Here is a 21,996-nt window from a genome sequence, read left to right on the forward strand (position 1 = left end):
CTGACGCGGTAGGCGGCGATCTGTTCGGGCTGGGCGAAGGAGACGGCGAAAGTGAAGTTGTCGCCGGCGGCAAGGTGGTCGGGGGCGGTGATCGCGGGTTGCGGCGGCTGGTCGTTAAAAGAGAGGGTGATGCTTTGTTCGGCGCTGTTGCCGGCGCGGTCGGTGACCAGATAGGTGAAGCGGTTGTCACCGGGTTGTAGGGCGAGGTCGGGGTCGCGGAAGGCACCGTTTTCCAGCACGACGGGGTTGCCGTCGCGGGTGAGGCTGAGCCGGTCGTCGTGGTCGTCGGCGACCCGCCCGACGAGGGTGTAGGGGGTGCGGTTGACCCGCGCGCTGTCGGAAACGCCGGTGAGGGTCAAGGTGGGTGGTTGCGTGTCGCGGGTGAGGGTCAAACCGCGTTGAAACGGTGGATCATCGCCATGGGTGGCGGCTAAAAAGAAGCTGTTAAAACCGTCGTTCAGCGCGAGCGTGTGTGAAAAGGTGCCGTCGGGGTTGACGGTGACGGCCAGCGACCCAAGCGTCAGTTTACTAGCGGCGGGTGTTACGGTCCCGGAAAGGGTGACGGTTTCCTCGCGGGTGAATTCAGGCAAGGGGTCAAGTAGGACGGAAGGAGGCTCTTGGGCGAAGCAGACGGCACAAGCCAAGGCAAGCCAAACAAAGAAGGACCGAATCATGACAACACACCTACAGTTTAAAAAATGAGCCGTCGCCCGGTTAAAGAGAGGACGCCCCAAGCAGGTGCCGCAACAAAGTTAGTGAAGAAGTGCAAAACAGGGCGACGCCGTTCGGTTTGGGGTGTGCGATATTCGGTTTTAACAGGGGTTTGGGTTGGTCTCGTATTTTAAAGGATAATCCGTGTTTTGTGTTGTTTTCTTTTTTGGTAGAGGATATCTGTTTTGTGTTGGTTACTTTTTGCGTGATTTAACCTAAGAAGCGCTGACGCGATGATTTTAGCAAAACCTGTGGACTGGAACGGCCTGTAAAAATGCTCACCGCACCCAGCGGGTGCGGTCGTGCGGGACCCCGGTCCTTATTTTTCCAAGCCATTTCGCTCCAGATCTTTAGCGGAAATACCTCGCTTCAGCGCCTCTTAGGTTAAAGCGCGAAGCTGCGCCGGCAAGTCAAAGTATTGGGAACCCGGTTGGAACAAGGTGGGTCGGCGCAGGAGACGCGTGATGGGTGCCCCTGCATTTCTATGGCGGCTCGAAAAGAACGGTCGGCAAGCTTGGGAAAAACGATTTATCCCTGTGTGTGAAAAAAAACCGTGCCGGCGCGCGAATTTCGTTCGTGCCTTCGTTCTCGGCTTCCTTGCTGTAAGAACAGGATTTGCGGTTGGTGGGAAGACGTCATCCGTCTAGAATAGGCAACTTGGGAAAACGTGCCTTTGACGCAACCGATTTGCAGTTTGACCGCCGGATCGGGTCGTTTTTCCCCAAAATTGTGGGTTGCCGCGCCGGTGCCCGCGGCCTAAGAGGTTGTTGATGATGGATGTTTGGTCTCGCCGTGTTTTGTGTTTTTTGACCGTTGCCTTGTTGGTTTCGGCCTGCCAACAGCCCGATCCCGCCGCCGGCATGATGCCGCCGCCGCCCACGGTAACGGTTGCCGCCGCCCTGCAACAGGAACTCACCCAGTATGCCGAATTTACCGGACGTTTCCAGGCGAGCAAACGCGTGGAAATCCGCGCGCGCGTCGACGGGTACCTGACCCGCATTGCCTTTGAAGACGGCCAAATAGTCAACGAGGGCGACCTGCTTTTTGAGATCGATCAGCGCCCCTTCAAGCTGGTCTTGGCCGGCGCCGAGGCCGATTTAACCCAGGCGCGCACCCGTTTGCGTTTGGCCGAAAAAGAATTAAAACGCGTTGAATCCCTGCGGGATCGGCGTGCCGTTTCCGTTGAAGAACTGGACCGGCGCATTGAAGAGCGCGATACGGCCGCGGCCGCGATTCTTTCGCTTGAGGCGCGGCTGGAAGAAGCGAAGCTGGATATGACCTTTACCGAGGTGCGCGCGCCGATTACCGGCCGTGTCAGCGAAACCTTGGTGGATGTGGGCAACCTGATCAGCGGCCAAGCGGCCGGTTCCACCTTGCTCACGACCGTGGTCGCCTTGGACCCGCTCCACTTTTACATTGAAGCCAGTGAACAGGAAGTCGCGCGCATCACGCGGCAGGGCAACCAAGCCTTGGGTGTGGCGGTTGCCGTAAAACTCTTGGCCGAAGACACCTACAACCATGAGGGCGTGATTGATTTTGTCGATAACGAAATCGACGCGGCTACCGGGACCTTGCTGACGCGCGCCCGCTTCGCCAACCGCGATTACGCGTTGCAGCCCGGCGCCTTCGGCCGCGCGCGCGTACCCATGGGGCGCCCCGGCACGGTGCTCTTGATTCCCGACACCGCGGTTGCCTCGTTTTTGACACAAAAGTTGGTGTACATGATTGGCGAGGACGGCACGGTTCAGCCGCGTCCGGTTGAGTTGGGGCCGCTCCAGAGCAACGGTTTGCGGGTCATTACCAAGGGTCTGAATCCTGGAGAAACCCTCATTATTAATGGTTTGGCAAAGATTCGCCCCGGCATGCCGGTGAATGTTGAGGAGGGAACGATTGAGGTTCCCACCGCGCCTGCCGGACCGCAAGGCTAAGCCAACCCACCTAGATTCGTCTGTTACGCCCGTGTCTTAAAGAGGGACTCACCATGAAGTTTACCCATGTTTTTGCCGACCGTCCGATTTTTGCCACCGTGTTGTCGGTCATCATTATGTTGGTCGGTTCGATTGCTTACCAGACCTTGCCGGTCAGCCAAATGCCGGACATCGCGCCGCCGACGATTGTGGTTTCGGCGAATTATCCCGGCGCGGGCGCGGAAACCGTTTCCAAAACGGTGGCGACCGTGTTGGAGCAAGAGATCAACGGTGTCGAGAACATGTTGTACATGTTGTCCCAATCGACCAACGACGGCCAGATGCAGTTGACCATCACCTTCGAGTTGGGCACGGATCTGGAGGAAGCCCAGGTTTTGGTGCAAAACCGGGTCGCCATCGCGGAGCCGCGTTTGCCTGAGGAGGTGCGCCGTAACGGGATTGTGACGGCCAAAAACTCACCGAACCTGATGATGGTTGTTCACCTGTTGTCGCCGGACGGAAGCCTCGACCCGCTGTACATCTCCAACTATGCGACCTTGCGCATTCGCGACGCCTTGGCGCGGATCGAGGGGATCGGTTCGATTCTGGTGTTTGGCGGCGCCGATTATGCGATGCGGATCTGGTTGGATCCCGACCTGACCGCGGCCCGTGGTTTAAGCGCGGGCGAGGTGGTCACTGCGCTGCGGCAGCAGAACGTGCAGGTCGCGGCCGGTACCTTGAACCAGCAGCCGCAGCCCACCGCGAGCGCCTTTGAACTGAGCGTGCAGACCCAGGGCCGCTTTGAGACCGAAGCCGAATTTGGCGAGATTGTCATCAAACAGGAGCCGGCCAAGGACGGACGCCCGGCGCGGTTGGTGCAACTCAAAGACATCGCGCGCATTGAATTGGGTGCGCAGACCTACGCGACCCGCAGCTACCTCAACAAGGATCCGGCGATTGCGCTGGCGATTTTCCAACGGCCGGGTACCAATGCCTTGGCTACCTCGGATGCGGTGATCGCCGCGATGGAAGAATTCAAAGACAGTTTCCCGCCGGGCATGGCCTACGACATCGTGTACAACCCCACGGATTATGTGGCGGAGTCCATCAGCGAGGTGTACCGCACCCTGCTGGAAGCGCTGATCCTGGTGGTCCTGGTGGTGCTGCTGTTTCTGCAATCCTGGCGCGCCGCGATTATTCCCATTGCCGCGATTCCCGTGAGTTTGATCGGGACCTTCGCGGTGCTGTCCGCCTTGGGTTACTCGCTGAATACCTTGACCTTGTTTGGTTTGGTGTTGGCGATTGGGATCGTGGTCGACGACGCCATCGTCGTGGTCGAAAACGTGGAACGCAACTTGGCCAGGGGTTTGCCGCCGCGTGAAGCCGTTCACAAGAGTATGGACGAGGTGGGCATTGCCCTGGTCGCGATGGCGCTGGTGCTGGTTGCGGTTTTCCTGCCGTCGGCGTTTATCTCGGGTATTTCCGGTCAGTTTTACCGGGCCTTCGCGGTTACCATCACGGTTTCGACCGTGATCTCCGGGTTTGTCTCGCTGACCCTGTCGCCGGCACTGGCGGCGATCCTACTGCGCGCCCACGACCCCGACAAAAAAGTGCCGATTTGGCAGAAGCCGGTTCAGTTTTTGTTCGATACCTTCGAGGCGGTGCTTGATTGGGCGACGGGCAAATACGCGCGTTTGGTGAAACGCCTGGTGCGTTTGGGGGTGTTGGCGATGTTGGTGTACGCGGGGCTGATCGCGCTGACCTATTACCAATTCCAAAAAACGCCCAGTGGCTTTATCCCCGATCAGGACCAGGGTTACTTCATCACCGCCATTCAATTGCCGCCGGGTGCCTCCTTAGAACGGACCGACGCGGTGGTGCGCGATTGCATTAACACCATGGGTCAGATTCCCGGCGTGAAGAACATGGTTGCCTTCGGTGGTTTCTCCGGGGCGACCTTTACCAGTGCTTCCAACGCGGCGGCGATTTTTATCGCGCTCGACGACTACCCGACACGGGTCGCCAAAGGTGTGACCTACAACGGTTTGTTGGGGCAACTCAACGGGGCCTTATCCCAAATTCAAGAAGCATTTATTATTGTCATTCCTCCGCCGCCGGTGCAGGGCATCGGCAACAGCGGCGGTTTCACCATGATGATTCAGGATCGCGCGGGCCACGGTCACGACGCTTTGCTCAACGCGACCTGGTCGCTGGCGGGCGCGGCCATGGCCGATCCCTCGGTGGCGATGGCGTTTACGACCTTTGAAACCCAAACCCCGCAGGTCTTTATGGATATCGACCGCGAACGGGCGCGCCGGCTCGGCGTCGATATCGGTGAATTGCTCAACACCCTCAGCGTGTTCATGGGATCGTCCTACATCAATGATTTCAACATGTTGGGTCGCACCTATCGCGTGGTGGCCCAAGCCGAGGCGCAGCAGCGCCTGAGCCCGGATGACATTCTGCGCCTGAAGGTGCCCAACGGCGACGGCGAGATGGTTTCGATTGGCGCGGTCGCCAATTTGGAAAACCATTTCGGACCCTCACGCGTGCCGCGTTTTAACCTGTTCAACACGGCGGCTTTGTCCGGCAACATCACGCCCGGTTTCAGTACGGGCGAAACGCTTGACACGATGGAAAACCTCGCCGCCCAAGTCTTGCCGGAAGGTTTTTCCTTCGAGTGGACGGACCTGGCTTTTCAGCAAAAACGCGCGGGTAATACGGCCGGTTTGGTGTTCCTGCTCGCGGTGGTTTTTGTGTTCCTGCTCTTGGCGGCCCAGTACGAAAGTTGGTCGCTGCCCTTGGCGGTGATCCTTATTGTTCCCATGGGCTTGCTTTCCGCGATTTCCGGCGTGGTGATGGCCGGTTACGACAACAACATCCTGACCCAGATCGGTTTTGTTGTGTTGATCGGCCTGGCCAGTAAAAACGCGATCCTGATTGTCGAATTCGCCAAGCAACAGGAAGAAAGCGGCATGGACCGGTTCAAAGCCGCGGTCGAAGCGGCGCGTCTGCGCCTGCGTCCGATCCTGATGACCTCGATGGCTTTCATCCTCGGCGTGTTGCCGCTGGTGTTTGCGACCGGGGCGGGTTGGGAAATGCGGCGCGCCATGGGGCTGGCCGTGTTCAGCGGCATGATCGGCGTGACCTTTTTTGGTTTGTTGTTAACCCCGGTGTTCTACACGATCACGCGGACGCCGCTGTTTGTGCGGACCGGCGTTCCCAAAGAGACCGGCACCCCATCGGCGGATGCTGCCAAGAACGAGGACGAAGCATGAGACCTTACCCGATTTTGAAACGTGCGGCGGTGGCCGCGGCGCTGTTCGGCAGTTTCCATTGTGCGCCGGTGCGGCCGTTGCAAGACGCCGAGCCGCCTGAAGCGACGGCCCAGACATTTTTGGCTGAAAAAGACAACCGCTTTGCCGACGCCTCGGTGGTGACGGGTTGGTGGGGTCGGTTTAACGATCCACAACTCACGGCGCTGGTGGAACGGGCGCTGGCCCACAACCTCGACGTGGTGCAGGCGGTGGCGCGTTTGGACCGCAACACCGCGTTGCTCAAGGCGCGGGGTTACGACCGATATCCCACCGTGACCAGTCAGGCCGGTTATTCTCGTGAGCGCGCCAGTGAGGAATTGGTGGGTCCCGTGGCGGCGCAAGACGGCAACCGTTTTAACTTAGCCGCCAATATCGCCTGGGAGTTGGACATCCTCGGTCGTATCAAGCAACGCATCGCGGTGGCCGAGACCGAGGCCGCTTGGTCCGAGGCGGACCTGGACGCGGTGCGAATCAGTGTTGCGGCCGAGGTGGGGCGCGCCTACATGGACTTGCGCGGCGCGCAGTACCGGCTCGATGTGGCCGAACGCAACCTCGCCAACCAAAAAGAAAGCGTTGAATTGACGCAAGCCTTGAGCGAGGGTGGGCGCGGCACCGATTTGGATGTGGCCCGGGCGGAGACCTTGCTACGCACGACCCAAGCCTCGATTCCGCCGATCCAGGCCGATCTGGCCCGCGCCGTTCATCGTTTGGCGGTGTTGACGGCGCAACCGTCCGCCCAACTGCGGGCCGATTTGGGCAAACCGCGGGCACTGCCGTCCTTGCCGGAACAGGTTGGCTTGGGTGATGTCGCCGGCTTGCTGCAACGACGCCCCGACTTGCGCCAGGCGCAGCAGCGGGTGCTTCAGGCCACCGCACAATACAATTTGGAAGCCACCGATTTGTTTCCCCGCGTATCCGTGATCGGCTCGCTTGGGTTCTTGTCCGGCTCGTTTTCCAACCTGTTCACCAGTGAGGCCTTTAACTATGCCATCGGTCCGGTGGTCGATTGGTCATTCTTGGACCGCCACCGGCAGAAAGCGGAGCTATCCGCCGCGGATGCGCGTGTTCGCGAACAGGTCGCGGCCTACCAGCAACAGGTCTTGGCTGCCTTGGAAGAACTCGACAACGCCCTGGCTGCATTCAGCAGGGAAGAGGAGCGGCGGCGTCAGTTGGTGCTGGCTGGTCAATCCGCGGCAAAAACGGTTGAGCTGGCGCGGGTCCGCTTTGAGGCGGGTATCGACAGCTACCTGGACGTGCTCGACGCGGAACGTACCTTGTTGGAAACCGAATCCAGTTTGGCGGTGAGTGAAATCGCGGCGGCCAACCAACTCATTGCGGTGTATTACGCGCTGGGTGGCGCTGTAACACCTTAACCCGCCGCTCATTTTTTGAGTGAGGACCCCGTATCCTGAGCGAGCGCCCTCGAAGAAATTCCCGGCTTTGCCGGCTTCCCTTCTGATCCTTGGAAGAATAGCGGCTTCTCTAAATAAAGACTGATACCGAAATCAAGTTTTTCGCTTTATGACCGATAGCGCTGTTAAAAGCAAAAGATAACTCTTTCTAGGGGGATGACATGCGTTTGGTCCTCGCGGCGCTCGCTATGGGTCTGCTCGCTTTGTTGCCGGCGGTGGCGCAATCTCAAGCGACCACGGGCATCATCGAAGGTACCGTGGTCGATGAAACCGGCAGTCCGATTCCGGCTGTCCAAATCGAAATGATCAACAAGGCCACCAATTACACCAAAAACGTGAACAGCGATGCGCGCGGCCGTTTCCGCGGCTTGCTGCTGCCCTTGGGCCCTTACCGCGTGCGCGGCAACAAAGAGGGTTTCTACATCTCCCAGCAGGACGGCCTCAATGTCTCGGTGGGTAAAACCGTGGTTGTCAAAATTGAGATGAAACCCATTGAGAACCAGGAGATTGCCGATCTTTTCAGCCAGCTTGACGAATTGTCGGCGGAGGCGGCGGAAGAACGGGCCGAGATTATCGAATCGATTACGGTCGCGGCCGGCGATTTTCAGCAGGTGGTTGAAACGGCGCGGGTCGAGAGTTCGGTCTCTCTAAGTGAGGAAGAGGTTCAGGGCTTGCCCAACAACGGGCGTAACTTCCTCGACTTCTCGCTGCTCACACCCGGCGTCACCATCGCCCAAGGCCCGGACGGCGCGGTGATTTCGGTGAATGGCCAGAAGGGGATCAACAACAACGTGTCCGTCGACGGGGCCGATTTCAACAACCCCTTTTTTGGCGAACAGCGCGGCGGCCAACGCGCGCCCTTCACGTTTAACCTCGACGCGGTTCAAGAAGTGGTGGTGGTCGGCGACGGTGCGCCCGCCGAGTTTGGGCGTTCCTCCTCCGGTTTCATCAACGTCATTACCAAAAGCGGTACCAACCAACTCAAGGGTTCGGGCCACTTCTTCCTGCGTGACGACGAACTCAATGCCAAGGCGGAAAACCCGGACGGCAGCTTGGCCGAAAAGTTCCCTTTCTCGCAAAACCAGGTGGGCTTCACCCTGGGCGGCCCGATTGTGAAAGACAAAGCCTTTTTCTTTGTATCTTTCGATCTCCAGGAAGCGGACTCTACCAAACAACTGGACAGCGCGCGGATTGAGGACCGCGTGGTCTCTTTTTTCCGCGATTTGGGGTACCCGGATGAAAACGCGCCGATCACCCGCACCAACAACGCCCACGCCTTTTTGGCCAAGTTCGATTGGAATGTGAACCAAAGCAATTTGCTGACCTTCCGGTTTACCGACAGTGGTTCGGAACAAGAGAACGGCACCTTTGACGTCGATTCGTGGGGACGCAGTGCCAACGCGGTTGAGGTGGCCGATACCTGGTCGTTCAGTGGTCAGCTTAATTCGGTGTTGACCGGGAGCCTGATCAACGAGTTGCGCTTCCAATACTCCCGTGAGGATCGACCGCGTTCCTACAATGGTCCCAACCTGGCCGGCCAAAACCGGCCGTTGCCGGACACGGCTTTTGATTTTGGGCGTGGCTACCGCTTCGGCATGCCGTTTTTCATTCCGGTCGAATACCACGACACCCGTCTGCAAATTAACAACAACCTTTCGATTATCGCGGGCAACCATTTGATCAAAATCGGCGTGGAGGCCAACATCACCGAGGCCACCCAGACCTTTGTGGGTTTTGCCAACGGGCGTTGGATCTTCAGTTCGACCGACGGATTCTTTAACTATGCGGCCAATCCCAGTTATGTCGAGTGTTCCGATGGATCCGCTTCTTTTGACGGGGTTTGTCCCGAGGGAACGGATATCACCGGGCCGGTTCTTTTGTACCTGCAGCAGGCCGGGCTCGGCGGGCGCACCGTGGAAGAGGCGGGCACCCAAACGATTGATGTGGTGGAACCGGCGTTTTTCATTCAGGACAAATGGGATTTGGCACCCAATATGAGCCTTAATGTGGGCCTGCGCTGGGAGATGCAGGAGCAACCCGACCCGATCACGCCGCCGAATGAGGTCTTTTTTGCGGATTTCATCGGCACCACCCGCAACGGGATGGCGTTTCCCTCCGATGGAACCATTCCCTCGGACGACCAAATGTGGCAACCCCGGATTGGTTTCACCTGGGATCCCGGCGGCAAAGGCAAAGAAGTGTTGCGGATGAGCGCGGGCATCTACTACGCGCGTATCCCCGGCTTGGCCGTGGCGGGCACGCGCAATACCAACGGCAGCGTGGGTCAATCGATCTTCCGCAACAGCGAACTCACCCCGGTCCTGGGACCGCCGCCGGCGTATCCCGACATCTTGGCGGTGGATAGCAACGCGACCCCGTTCCGACCCGACGTGACCGTATACGACAAAAACTTCCGCAATCCCCGTTCCGACCAGTTCTCCATCACTTACGAACGCGAGATTTTCCCGCAAACCTCGGCTTATGTGAAGGTCACCCACATCAAAGGACGGAACCAAACGCGCTTCCTCAATCTCAACGATCCCTTGTTGGGTTCGCCGTGGTCGACCGGACTGGGCGAGGACGGCCAAAACGGGATCGGTAACCTGACCGTGGTGGAATCAGGCGGCGAATCGGTTTATACCGGCTTCACCCTTGGGTTTAACAAGTTGTTCAGTGATCGGCTGTTGGTACAGGGGCACTACACCTATGCCAAGGATAAATCCCACGACGACAACGAACGCGATCCCTTTAGTTTCCGCTATGCACGCATTACCGATTTAGAAGCCGAGTGGGGTTATTCGGACCGGGATCAACGGCATCGCTTCTCAACCTGGATCTTGTGGCAGGCGCCCTACGCGTTTAACGTCAACATGCGGTTTAACTACCGTTCCGCGCAGCCCTTGTCTCTGACCGAAGACGGGACGCCCGCCAATACGCCGCAAGACCGCATCAACGCCGACGGCAGCATCTTCCCCCGCAATACGGGCCGCAAGGACAACCAATTCAGCACCATCGACCTGCGCATTTCGCGCAACTTCCAGTTGAATGATCGGGTGACCTTGGAGGCGGTATTCGAGGTCTTTAACGCGGCCAACAGCAAAAACCTGTTGGCCCCCTCGGTGACCAACCTGATCTTTAACTTCGACGGCACGGTCCAGGCCGGGACGGGCACGCCGCGCCAGATGCAACTCGGTTTAAAAACCCGGTTTTAACCCATGGTGAACGAACTAAAGACCATCCGACGCGTGTGAAGGTGATCAGCCGGCAACGCCCGGTGAAACGTCAACCTAAATCCCAACAGCATTTTTCTTCTCAAAAGCCTTTCACAACAAGAAGGTTTTTGAGAAGAAAAATGCCCTCGCTGAACGCGTACCGGCCCGCGGCCGTTAGGCCGGATGGCGTTCGGAATGACCGCGTTTCGTGGGACAACGGGTGGGTTTTCAAGGCGTTCCTCGCGGGAACCGCAAACCGGCCTTGCGTAAAGAGCACCACCCAACAAGATGCGACCCAAAAAAAAGGCCGAGCGCGGCTTGGGTTACCGTGCTCGGCTTCACCATGAGCATCCCCGGCCCGCTTGTCACGCAAATCAAACGGGCGGGGGACGTCTATTCAATTTCGAAGGTACGGGAGGTTCCGCTGAAGCTGTAGATGCGCCCATTCCAACCGTTTTTGTAATGGCCGTGGTGGACGATGCGGTAGCTGCCACGCGGCGTGGTGTTGGTGACCGTGAGGTAACATTTGGCCAGGGAAGTTCCCCACACCGCGTCCTTGCGTTTCCAGCGGTAAACCGTGTCCCAATCGGCATCGGTATAAAGGGTGACCCAGCTTCCGTTTTGTTTGCGCTGCACCTCGAAGAAGCCGGCCTCACTGTTGAGGTTATTTTTGGGATGACCGGTCCAGAAGTGGGCCTCCACCGTTTCGCCGGTGCGGTAGCGGCGGTTGGGTTGTTTGTCCACATCCCCGAAATCTTTGAAAATGGGGGTGTTGTCCAAAACCACGCCGGTTTGGAAGGTCAGTTGGGCTTCGCTCAAATCGCGCGGGGTCGGTCCGGCCGGCACCGCCTGACCCCCGCGCATGGCCACGGCCAGCTTGGCCAGTTCTTGTTGGTAGGCGGGCAAGGTCCATTTGCCGAACAGGGTCGAACCGCCCTCGTAATTTTGCGCCTCGTATTCTTCCGGGGTGACGCAGTAGTTGGCGTAGGCGCCGGATAAAGCGGCGATGACCACGGTATCGACCAGGCCCGCCAGCGCGTGTTGAACGGTTTCCCGTACGCGGCGTCCGGCCATGGTGGTGATTTCGGTGGGCATAGCCACGATGGCGAGGCGACCGATACGGTGAATGCTGATCGGCAAAACGTCGGGGGTCCAGGGGTAGGGGTTGGTGATGCCGGTGGCCAACAAAATGGGTTTGGGCGCCTGACAGCTACACAGCGCTTCGTCGGGTCGGGCCAGCATGCCGGTGAGCGCGTCGATAAAGATATTGCCCTCGAGCTGGCCCTCGTAAAACCAGTCAACCGGACCGCGGCCGTCCTCGGTGCCGGCCGCCATGGCGTAGCCGAAGGACGCGGCACAGGTTTGTTGTTGTCCCGCGCCGGTAAAGGCGCCGTCCACGGTGACACGGCTCATATCCACGTGGGTTTGACGGTAATCGACCCCGGAACCGATGGGATTTTCGGCCGCGTGGAACAGGTCCCAGGCCGTTTCAAATTGGCGCTCACCGATGATTTCGGTGTTGTCGAATTCGTCGTTGGTGGGTCCCGTCCCATCGAGATTGAGGTTGGGCGTGATGTCGCCTGAGTTGGTTTGGGCAAAGGCCGAAATGAAGTTGTTATTGTTGCGATAACTATTTCCCATCGCCCTTTCGAACCGATAGGCGGCGTAACCTTTGTTGTCACCGCTGATTAAGGGGTTGCTGCTGTTCATGGAAACCGGGTGAACGGCGAACCAGTTGAGCGCCGCCACCGGGAAACCTTCTTGTTCAAAACGCAGCAACACCATGTTTTTGTCGGTATCGCCGTCGTAACGGGCGCGTTCCTCCGCGGGGTTGCGTTGGTAGGCATCAGCGGAACGGTTGACGCCGCCACCGAGCACATCGCCTTGGTTGACGTAAATGTTTCCCGGCTTTAAATCATGGTGGGCGCGTTCGATGGAACGGACGATGCCGTCTACCGCGGCGCGGTAGTTTTGTTCAATGAACCCGTAGGTGGTGAGGTTGGGTGCCGCGTAGTGAGAGGCGCCGCCGGGGGCCGCGTGGGTGTGGGTGGCGCTGAGGATGACGTTGCCGACATGGTAGATCCCGTTAAAGCGACCCGCCAGTTCGGCCAAAACCCCTTGTTGGATGGATTGAAAAATCATGGCTTGGTCGGCACTGACAAAAACCACGCGTTTGTCGGTGGCGGGGTCGACCACAATAAAGGCGCGTGAGAACAGACGCAGGTGGATGCCGGAGACTTTTTGTTCGGTACTGACGTAACCCATCATGCCGACCTCTGCCGCGGTGCCGGTGATATCGGCCATGCCGCGACCGACGAGGAAGGGTTGGTCGTTGGCGAAAAGCGGGGTGAGACAGAGCAACAGAAGACATAGGCGGGCCGGCCGCAACGGGCGGCGCCCTTGCAGAGCATTCATGGTTCTCTCCTTTTGGAAACGGGACCCCAAGCGGTGCCACCCCGCCTTAGCGAAAGAAACGGCAGGTACAAACTCACCGGGCGCCCAATAAACAGGTGGCGCAGCCAGAGGTGAGAGAGGTGGAAAGCGGAGGGCGGCCGGATGTTAGGGCATGCAAAGAAAGCCCGGTGTGAAAACCGACTGGGGTAAGAAAAAGTGTTATTGAGGAAGCAAGTCTACTTTACAAACTCTTTACGTGACAATCAATCACGTTTAGTGACAAAGGTGACAGGTTGTTGCGTTAGTCTGGTCAGACTTGTTGGTGTGACTTCTGTTAAAGCACATATTAAGAGATGTTTATGGGCAAGGTCAGGGCATAGAAGCGATCCCTGTCTAGCTTGAAAAGTGTGATATCGATCACCTCTTCGGCGCCCGATGGTCGTAGCTTGGGAATGCTCTAGATCTAAGTCCAATTTTTTGAATTGCTTGCATAAAACTTCAAAAAAAATGAGGGAAAAGCGAAGGATGATTCGTTGTGCCTGCCACCTACGAGCAGATCGGGCAGAACATGGGTCACCCGCCCAAAACAAACCGCGGGGGCTCGCCGATCCAATCACTAACAAGAAGCGCGACAGGTTACCGCGCAACGGCCGTTGAGCACGGGTTTTTTTCTCCCGTACCGCGAACACGCGCACCACACCGGTCGGTTGCCACGCCTGTTCCGAATGAGGTTCGTTCCGACCGGGACGCCCCGTGTCCGCGCCCCTCAAGGAGAAAGTTATGAAATCATCAGTATGGGTTTTGAGTGCCGTGAAATGGATTGTTTTGGGAAGTCTGTTGTTTGCCGCGGTGACGGAAACCGCCTTGGCGCAAACACCGCAAAGCCCGCAAACCCCCACTGTTCAGCCGTGGCAAAAAGACGGTTGGTTGATTCGTTTGTACGGGGTGGGCGCTTATTCTGATGACGACGATGAAGGGATTTTTGATTGGGACACCGCCGGCGGCATTGGTTTTAACGGCGCTTACCGGGTGAACCGTCGCTTTAGTGTGGAACTCAGCACCGCGATTTTGGGTGAAAGTGACGACCAATGGCACTGGCGTATTGTTCGTGATGAAGACGGCGAAATCATTGTGCGTGACTACCCCGACCACGACGACGACTTTTTCATGATTCCCAACATGTTTAGCTTTAACTTCCACCTGACCCCCGATTCACGTTTGGATTTCCACGCCGGTCCCAGCGTTGGTTTTGTTCACTTTGGCGAGTTTGATCGCGTGATTGATGAGTACGACGCCGATCACCCTTATGATCGCGATTACCGCGTTTACCGGGTCGACGGCGAAACCAGCGCCGCCTTGGGTTGGAACATCGGGCTTGACATCCCCTTGGGTCGCAGCCAAAAGTGGGCGATTTACACCTCGCTGCAAGGTTTTGTTGCGGATACCGACGAGGAAGTCTTTAACGAGACCTGGTTCATGGGCAAAGTAGGTGTCGGTTACAAGTTTTAAACATCATGGTGAAAGCCCTCACGGCAGACGAAAAACGCCTTGGACCACGCGGTTCAGGGCGTTTGTTTATTTCTGGGATCGCGTCGCTGCTCCCGCCGGCCGTTCCCACGCGGTTTTTTGGGAGGCGAAAGGATTTTTTTTGCCTGTTTGTCACTTTATCCCGGTAACTGACGCTGATTCAAATGTTGTCGTTGGGAAGGTGGGTTGGTTGGATTTCCCTCAAATGACCCGTCCCGATGCGCCTGCCAATTTACGACAAGGTGGGTTTCGTTCTAAACTTACCCCACCGAAACCCCGTATGGCCTAGCGGACGGATGTTGAAAACGCGAGGAGGGTTGAATGTCGGGTGAGATCACGCGCCTGCTGAACGATTCGGAGAATCCCGATGCCTTGAACCAAGTCATCGATATGGTTTACCAAGACTTGCGTCGGATTGCCGCCAATTACCTGAAGGGCACGCCGAATCGAACGCTCCAACCCACCGACCTGGTGCATGAGGCATACGGCGAACTCGCCAAAAAATCGGTGCTTCAATTTAATGATCGCGCTCATTTTTTTGGTTGCGCCTCGCTTATCATGCGCCACTTGCTTTACAAATACGCCCGTGACATGAAACGTTTGAAGCGCGGCGGCGATCAGGCCAAGGTGTCCCTGGACGAAGGGCTCGTGGGTGGTAAACCCATGGATGCCGATGCCTTGCTTTCGCTCCAGTGCGCCATGGAGAAGCTGCATCAGTTGGATCCCGAAAAACATCGGTTGGTGGAGCTGCGCTCGTTTTTGGGGCTCAGCATGAAGGAAATTGCGACCGTGACCGACAAGGCCCTGCGTACCGTGGAGCGCGATTGGCAGTTTTGCCGCGTGTGGCTGTCACGTGAGTTACAGCGTCCGCTTTGATGTGAGTCGCCTTGGATTTTAACCGCCTTCAAGCCGTTTTTGAGGCCGCCTCGGCGCTGTCCCCGGATGAACGCGCCGCTTATTTGGCGCAAACCTGTGGGGACGAGCCCGAAATGCGCGCGGAGGTCGAGGCTTTGCTTGGCGTGGTCGACGACGACGATCTGATTCCCGACGCGCCCTTGTTACAGGATTGGGATGAACGCGCGGTAGACGCCTTGCTCGGTCAGCGATTTGGGCCCTATCGGGTGGAACGGTTGCTGGGACGCGGCGGCATGGGTGCCGTGTTCCTGGGCAAACGGGTGGACGATGAAATCGAGATGGAGGTCTCGATTAAGGTCATGCGACCCGGTCGGGTCTCCTCGGCCGGAATGAAACGGTTTCGCCGCGAGCGCCAGCTTTTGGCCGATTTACGCCATCCCTATATTGCCGCGTTGCTGGATGTCGGTAGCCTTAACGCCGAGCAGCCCTATATCATCATTGAATACATCGACGGCGAAACGGTGGATCAATGGCGCCACACCCACCAACCCGAACTCTTCGCCCTTTTAAACCTGTTTCGGAAATTTGCCGAGGCGGTGGCGTTTGCCCATGCCCAAGGGGTGATCCACCGTGACATCAAACCTGGCAACCTGATGGTGACCCATGGTGGCGTTCCCAAATTACTCGACTTTGGAATCGCTGCTTTACGGCGTCGTATGAAGCCGGCGCCCGGATTGCAACAAACCGCCGCCGACGGCGCGATGACACCGCTTTACGCCTCCCCCGAGCAACGCGACGGTCGGGCCGTGCAGGAAAATACCGATCTCTATTCGCTGGCGGTGGTGTTGTTGGAATGCCTGCTGGGCGAATCACCGCGGGAATGGGGCGCGTCCCCGATGGAAATGATCACCGGCTTGGTGGTGAACGGCGTGGGCCGAGGTCAAGCCGAGTCGGGCGCCGGCGCGGGCTACGATGAGCAGGGCGCCTTTGAGGAGATACCCGAGGCTTTGGGCCACGTACTGCGGCAAGCCTTGCAGCCTGATCCCTTGCGGCGTTACCGGCAAGCCGAACAGTTGATTGCCGATTTGGACCGGGTGATCGGCTCGCTATCCGGTGCAGGCGGTACGGTACAGGACGACACCCAATACGACGTGTTTCTGTGGCACAACGATGAGCCGGGTGCCTTGGCGCTGGGTGCCCGCCTCGCGCGACTTGGTTTGCGCGTTTTTCGTTATGGCGGCGGTGACGCGGGCCACGTGGGGATGGCCGAGTTTGCGGGACGCTGTCGCTGGTGTGTGGTTTGTTTGGGGCGTCAGAACCCGCCCTGGTTCGCCGATCCGGTGGGGCGCGATTTAATCGCATTTCGCAGCGACCGGTTGCGCGTGTTGCCGCTGCTGCTGCCGGGAACCCCCTTTCCCAACCGGCAAAGTTCGATTCCGCGCTTTTTGCGGGGCCTTGCCTGGTTCACTTTTGACGAGGGCATGCAGTCGGACCGTATTGCGACCTTGGCGCAGCAGTTACGCGGCGATGAAACCGAGGTGGGGGCGCGGTTTGAACTGTGCCCGTTCCGGGGCTTGGAAGTCTTTCGCGAGCAGGACAGCGATTTTTTTATCGGGCGTGAAGCCGTCACCCAGCGGATCGTGGCTTACTTAAGCAAACACCCGATGATGGGTGTACTGGGGCCGTCGGGGAGTGGCAAGTCCTCGGTGGTTCAGGCCGGGGTGGTGCCCGCGTTGCGGCGCATCGGGGGGAAGGTGGTGCTGCTCAAGCCGGGGCGACGTCCCGTCGAGTCCCTGGCTTTTGCCGTGGCCGACGCGCTCGGGGGCACCGACCGCCAAACGCTTGGCGGCGAGCTTGCCGCCGCGTTGCCGCGCCAACCGCAAGCACTGCATGCCGCGATGGCCGATGCATGCGGGGAAGAAACGCCCCATCTCTATTTGGTCATTGATCAATTTGAAGAGGTGTTCACCCTCGCCGAGGATATGGAAGCGGCCAAGGCCTTTATCGCGGCACTGGTGTTTGCCCTGGAACATCCGCGCCGTTGCTGTTCGCTGGTGTTGACCATGCGTTCCGACTTTTTGGGATACTGCCCCTTGTATCCAGGGCTCAACACCTTGCTCCTCGATCACGTGCTGCAGCTTGAACCCATGAGTAGTGATGATTTACGCCGCGCGGTGACGGTGCCGGCCCGCATGGTCGGGGTCGATCTGCAGCCCGGCTTAACCGCGCGCATTTTGGCCGATGTTTCCGGCGCGCCCGGAAAACTGCCGCTCCTGTCACATGCATTGTTGGAACTGTATGAACGCCGCGAGGGTGGCCGTTTGACAGTAGGTGCCTATGAGGCGGTTGGCGGGATTGAAGGTGCCCTGGCACACCGCGCGGAGGCCGAGTTTTTGGCCCTGGACCCGCCCGCGCAAACCCTGCTCCGCAACATTTTTACCCATCACCTGATCCATGTGGGCGAGGTCGGGGAAAATACCCGGCGCACCGCCCTGCGGGAGGAATTGTTGCGCATCGGCGGCTGTCCCGAAACCGTGGCGCGGTTGTTGGATCGCTGGACCGCCGCCCGCCTGTTGACCGCTTCCCAGGATAATGCCCGCGGCGATGAGCTGGTTGACGTGGCCCACGAGGCGTTAATTCGCCGCTGGCCGCGGATTCTCGATTGGCTGGCTGAGGATCGCGAGGCCGCCCGCCACCTCAACAACCTGCGCCGTCAGGCGCGCGCCTGGGACGATGCCGACCGCGATCCCGATCACCTCATTCGCGGTGGTCTGCTGTTGCAAATGAACACCCTGATCAACCAAGACCACACCGGGGTCGGCGCCTTGGTGCATGAGTTTGTCTCCGAATCCTGGGCCCTGGAAGCACGGCGTCAGGCCCATGAGGCCGGGGTTCGTTTGCGCTTAATGCGCCATAAAAACCTGGCTTTGGGCGCCGGCGGGGTCGCCTTCCTCTTGGCGACCATCGCCTTCGGCATGTTTTTCCGCGCGGACCGTGCCGAGGCCGGGGCCCTGTTGGCCGAGGGCGAGGCCAAACGACAAAGTGAAACCGCCAACCTGATTTTGTCGGGTATGTACGAATCCCGTGCCGGTGATGCACTCGATCAGGGCCGTCCCGATCATGCTTTGTTGTATTCGTTGGCGGCGCTTGCCAATGAAATACCGGCCGACGAAGCGGTGCCCGGCGCCGTCGGCCGCTTCGCGGACCCGCGAATGGCCGGTGCCGAACGTTTGTTGTGGACCTCCCCGGTCATGGTTCCGTCGCGTGCTACCGCCCTGAGTGGCGACGGTCGCTGGTTGGCCGTCGCCGGTGCGGATTACCTGATTCGGGTGATGGAAACCGGCGGCGTCGCCGGGGGTGAACCCCGCTATAGCGCCCTGCCCACTGTTTTAAGCGGCCACTCTGACGGGATTAACGCCATGGTCATGAACCATGACGGCAGTTTACTGATCTCGGCCGGCGTGGACCGCCGCATTCGTTTTTGGACGCGGCGTAAAGGGGTTTGGCGCACACGGGACCACCATGCCGCGGTGGACCAAGGAGCACCGGTGACGCACCTGGCCTTATCGCGCGACGAACGAACCTTGGTGGCACTGGTTGGTTCGACCGGGTTGCACTGGATGCGGGTTGACGAGCCGCGGGTGGTTCGCTCCCAACAGGTTTCGCCGTCGCCGATTCACGCCTTGGCTTTGGCGCCGAACGGGCGCCAGGCAGCTTGTGCTGCTGAGAACGGGGATCTTATTGTGGTTGGGCGCGAGGCGGAACCGCGGGTGATCACGCGGGGTGTGGTCTGTCGTGATTTGGTGTGGTTACCCAAGGGTCTGGTCGGGGTGACCGATGAGGGGGCGCTCGTTTTTTGGCGGGATCCGGGAAGACATGGGCGCGCGGAGCCGGAAATCCTTCCTTCCCGCGGCGATCCCGTTGTGGCGGCGGCCCCGGCCGACAAGGATTCGGTTTGGTGTTTGGACCGCCGCGGCGTGCTCGAACAGCGCGCCGTCCCCGACGGATCCGCGCGGGTGTCCGTGCCCACGGGCGGCCGTCTATGCTGCGATGTCCGCCACATCGATATGCAAACAGGTGGCAGCTTGGTTGCCTTGTCTTTGCCCCAACGCGGTGTTCAATTGCACTTTGCCGGTGACGGCGAGCTCTTGGCCGAACAGGTCGGCCATACCTCGGTCGTTTGGTCGGTGGCGGTTTCGCCCGATGGACGAACAATCCTTTCCAGCGGCAGTGATCACCGGATTCAACGGTGGGATCTTGCAACGGGCGAAAACCTCGGCGATGTGCGTTTAAGCCAAGCAAGCGCGGCTAAGGCGATTTACAGCCCGGACGGGCAAACCATCGCGGTGACCACCTACGAGGGTGATCTGGTGCTGCTGGAGCCCGACTTGCGCGAGCGTCGTTGGCTCCCGGGTCACACCGGCTTGGTTTACAGCGCTGTTTTTTCTCCCGACGGGCGTTTGTTGGCTTCCGCTTCCGCCGATCATACGATTCGTGTTTGGGACGTTGCGGCAGAGCGGGCGGTTGCCGTTTTGGAAGCGCATCAGGATGATGTGCGGCGCTTGGCTTTTTCACCGGACGGCGCCGTGCTGGCTTCGCTTGCCAATGACGAAAGTTTGGCGATTTGGGATGTGGCGCGTTTTAGCCGGTTGGCTTTTTTCCAGAACATTGACACCAACAACATTTCCTTAACCTTTCAGCCCGAGGGAAAGCGCTTGGTCTGGAGTACGCGATCTGAGACCTTGCAGATCTGGGACCTTGCGCCCTATCTTGCCGACGGTGTCTTCGACGCGCCCGGCCCCGCGAACAGCCGATATATAGAAACCGGGCACGGTGCCTTGATCAACAACCTTGTTTATTCGCCGGACGGCCGTATTTTGGCGACCTCCGCCAATGACGGCTCCGTGATTTTGTTGGATTCGCGTACTTGGAAACGGCTCGATCGCTTTGCCGCCCATCACCAGGATACGACGTCTATCGCGTTTACACCGGACAGCCAGGGACTGGTCACCTGCTCTTATGACACGCGCATTCGGTTATGGCGAACCGGGGTTCGGATTCGTTCGGGGACTCAGCCGGACGGCGCGGGAACCATCAACCACTTGACGTTCTCCCCCGACGGGGTTCTTATAGCCGGTTCTACCTCCAGCCAAGCTGTTTACGTGTGGTGTGGCGATACGGGGCGATTCGTCAGCCGCTTCAATGACCACGACACCCTGGTCCGTGCGGTGAGTTTCTCCCCTGACGGCGCCACGCTGGCCGGCTGCGGTATGGATAGCTTTGTTTATCTTTGGCCGCTCGAGGGGGGCGCGCATCGCCGCTTTCAAACGCATCACGATGACGGCATAACCGCGCTGGCCTACGCTCCCGACGGTGCTTTGGCCACCGGGGGTGGTGACGGTTTCGTGGCCGTGTGGGACCCGAAACGCGAGACCCTGCGCCATCGTTGGGAAGGACACGACCACCTGATACGTAAACTTGCTTTCTCGCCGAACGGGCGCCTGTTGGCGTCCATGGGTTTTAACGGGGATATCCGTCTGTACGATATGGCCCAGGGTTGTTTTCGGCGCGCCCTCATCGGTCACCGCGGCTTTGGTTCGTCGGTTGCCTGGTCACCGGACGGCGCTGTTTTGGCAAGCGGCGCCAGTGATAAGATCGTGCGTTTGTGGGAAATGGATTCAGATGGCCCCCCGGCCGCGCTTTCCGGGCATCGCAATTCAGTAGAAGGTGTGGCCTTTTCCCCGGATGGAACCTTTTTGGCCTCGGTGGACATTGAGGGTGTTCTTTTCTATTGGGATGCGGTTACCCATGAGCCTTTGGCCCGTTTTGAAAGTCCTGGCTTGATTGTCAATTCCCTCGTCGCCAATCCCCAAAACAACACGATGGCAAGCGTGGTGGCGTCCACCCAGGTTCGATTTTGGCATCCCGAGCGCATGGCGTTTTTCTTGGAACAATCACGAACGCCGCGGCAGTACCGACGCCTGCTCCGCAACGCCCTGCATACCTTCGGCTACCGCTTCGAGGGTGGGACCTTGGTGCCGGAAGCCGGTTTGACCTTGGCGCCGAAAGGGGAGCGGCGGGGTGTTTCGCGTCGCCGCTCGGCGGATGAGCCGCTGTTGTATTGGCTGGATGCGAAAAATTGATGGTGTGTGAAGTTATGAAACCGATGCGCTGCAGCCTTTGGGGTTCAGCCTGCTACAAGCAACATGTCGTGCCGGCACGAAAAAACAACGTTAAGTGAAAAAAATAAAAAAAATGTTGGCGGGTAAAATTGGCCAACGGGACTTGCTTTGATGTCACAAGTGAGTTTGGCTGACGTTCATGTGACGACCAATCGGTTCAGGGGCTTTTGTGAAGTCGCTTGTGGCAGTTATTTCAACTAGGAGTAAGTCTCTTGAAAAAAGTTTTGACACATCTGTTATGCGTTTTTTGGATGGTTGCCGGCAGTGGTTTCTTGATGGCCGACCAGCTTACACAGAATTACGGCGATACACTGGTGAGTGCCAAGGTTCTTAAAACTCAAAGCCGTATGGGCAATGCCGTTAAGTTAAGAACCAAAACGATAGGAAAATGGGCTAGCGGTTTGATTTGTAGCCAGGCGCGAAAATTTGAATCTTCACGATATATCTGCCTGATGCTCGCCTCTTCGCCGTTCGGCCGG

10 protein-coding genes are annotated in these 21,996 nt (G+C 58.7%); 8 read left to right on the forward strand and 2 right to left on the reverse strand.

Annotated features, from left to right (window positions below; genetic code table 11):
- Positions 1 to 674, reverse strand: a 674-nt coding sequence (locus J3U88_RS33490) for a hypothetical protein (RefSeq protein ID WP_207863581.1), incomplete at its 3' end; no start/stop codon positions are given.
- Between the two features lie 807 nt (positions 675 to 1,481).
- Here J3U88_RS33490 and J3U88_RS33495 point away from each other — a divergent pair.
- The 4 genes from J3U88_RS33495 (at position 1,482) to J3U88_RS33510 (ending at position 10,559) form a co-directional block, all read left to right on the forward strand.
- Entirely contained in the window at positions 1,482 to 2,639 is a 1,158-nt protein-coding gene (locus tag J3U88_RS33495; protein WP_207863582.1) for an efflux RND transporter periplasmic adaptor subunit, read from the forward strand.
- A gap of 53 nt (positions 2,640 to 2,692) precedes the next feature.
- A complete protein-coding gene (locus J3U88_RS33500) occupies positions 2,693 to 5,896 on the forward strand; it encodes an efflux RND transporter permease subunit (RefSeq protein WP_207863583.1) in 3,204 nt (1,067 codons plus the stop codon).
- Positions 5,893 to 7,308 (forward strand): efflux transporter outer membrane subunit, encoded by a 1,416-nt coding sequence (locus tag J3U88_RS33505; protein WP_207863584.1) that lies wholly within the window; start codon positions 5,893 to 5,895, stop codon positions 7,306 to 7,308. The genes J3U88_RS33500 and J3U88_RS33505 overlap by 4 nt, the downstream gene beginning before the upstream one ends.
- 200 nt (positions 7,309 to 7,508) lie before the next feature.
- Complete coding sequence (locus J3U88_RS33510) at positions 7,509 to 10,559, forward strand: TonB-dependent receptor (protein ID WP_207863585.1); 3,051 nt, start codon at positions 7,509 to 7,511, stop codon at positions 10,557 to 10,559.
- A 393-nt stretch (positions 10,560 to 10,952) separates the two neighbouring features.
- Here the strand turns inward: J3U88_RS33510 and J3U88_RS33515 are convergent, their stop codons facing one another.
- On the reverse strand, positions 10,953 to 12,974 hold the full coding sequence (locus J3U88_RS33515; protein WP_207863586.1) for a neutral/alkaline ceramidase: 2,022 nt from the start codon (positions 12,972 to 12,974) through the stop codon (positions 10,953 to 10,955).
- 759 nt (positions 12,975 to 13,733) lie between these two features.
- Between J3U88_RS33515 and J3U88_RS33520 the strand changes: the two genes are divergently transcribed.
- From J3U88_RS33520 to J3U88_RS33535, 4 genes are all read left to right on the forward strand, one after another.
- Positions 13,734 to 14,462, forward strand: a complete 729-nt coding sequence (locus tag J3U88_RS33520) for a hypothetical protein (protein ID WP_207863587.1) — start codon at positions 13,734 to 13,736, stop codon at positions 14,460 to 14,462.
- A 339-nt stretch (positions 14,463 to 14,801) separates the two neighbouring features.
- Entirely contained in the window at positions 14,802 to 15,356 is a 555-nt protein-coding gene (locus J3U88_RS33525) for an ECF-type sigma factor (RefSeq protein WP_207863588.1), read from the forward strand.
- Positions 15,357 to 15,367: 11 nt separating this feature from the next.
- On the forward strand, positions 15,368 to 21,478 hold the full coding sequence (locus tag J3U88_RS33530; protein WP_207863589.1) for an nSTAND1 domain-containing NTPase: 6,111 nt from the start codon (positions 15,368 to 15,370) through the stop codon (positions 21,476 to 21,478).
- Positions 21,479 to 21,729: 251 nt separating this feature from the next.
- Positions 21,730 to 21,996 (forward strand): hypothetical protein (locus J3U88_RS33535; protein WP_207863590.1); only part of this gene is annotated, 267 nt, incomplete at its 3' end.

Source organism: Acanthopleuribacter pedis (assembly GCF_017377855.1).
Classification (GTDB): Bacteria; Acidobacteriota; Holophagae; order Acanthopleuribacterales; family Acanthopleuribacteraceae; genus Acanthopleuribacter; species Acanthopleuribacter pedis.